This is a genomic window from Acidovorax sp. KNOB132, from assembly GCF_057541515.1.
On record NZ_BAAJYT010000612.1, the window covers coordinates 1 to 751 of the forward strand.

Sequence of the window (751 nt, forward strand, 5' to 3'; positions counted from 1 at the left end):
CGGGCGGCCCACAGGCCGGGCAGCACCTCGGCCAGCCCTGGTTCGTGCGCATGGCCGGACAGCAGCAGTTGGGCACCCGCCTCGCGCCAGCGCGCCAGGGCCTCGCCCGCGCGGTGGGGCCGGTGCTCGGTGTCGCTCGTGGGGTGCACCACCAGCGGGTGGTGCGTGACCACGATGCGCCAGCGGTCGCGCGGGGCCGAGGCCAGGCGCTGCGCCACCGCGTCGATCTGGGCATGCGACAGGCTGCCGCGCTCGTGCCGCCAGGGTCGCGTGGTGTTCACCCCCACGGCCAGGAAGCCGTCCACGTCGCACACCGGCTCCAGGTCGCGCCCCCACCAGCGCTCGTAGCGGCGGTAGGCCCGGCCCAGCCGCTCCCACCAGGCGAACAGCGGCACGTCGTGGTTGCCGGGCATGACCAGCCGATGCGGCACGCCCAGGCCGGCGATGAACGCATGCGCCTGCTCGAACTGCTCGGCCGTGGCGCGCTGCGTGAGATCGCCCGACACCACCAGCAGCGACACGTCCAGCGTCTTGACCAGCCGGGCCACCGCCGCGCACACACGCGGGTCGTGCGCACCGAAGTGCAGGTCCGACAGGTGCATGAGAACGCTCATGGGCGGTCTTCGGGGCGCGTGGCTCAGCCGGCCGCCAGGCCGGGTACCGCCACCGGGGCGCCCTCCGGAAGGGCGGCCGGGGGGCGGGGGCCGCCACCGGCACGGCGCCCTCGGCGGCGGGATCGTCGTCGCGTGCC

General features: G+C 76.0%; 1 protein-coding gene. It reads right to left on the reverse strand.

What is annotated here, in order from left to right; genetic code table 11:
- Positions 1–614: metallophosphoesterase family protein (locus AC27IO_RS25005; protein WP_498741316.1), on the reverse strand; the 614-nt coding region annotated here is incomplete at its 3' end.
- Between the last annotated feature and the right edge of the window lie 137 nt (positions 615–751).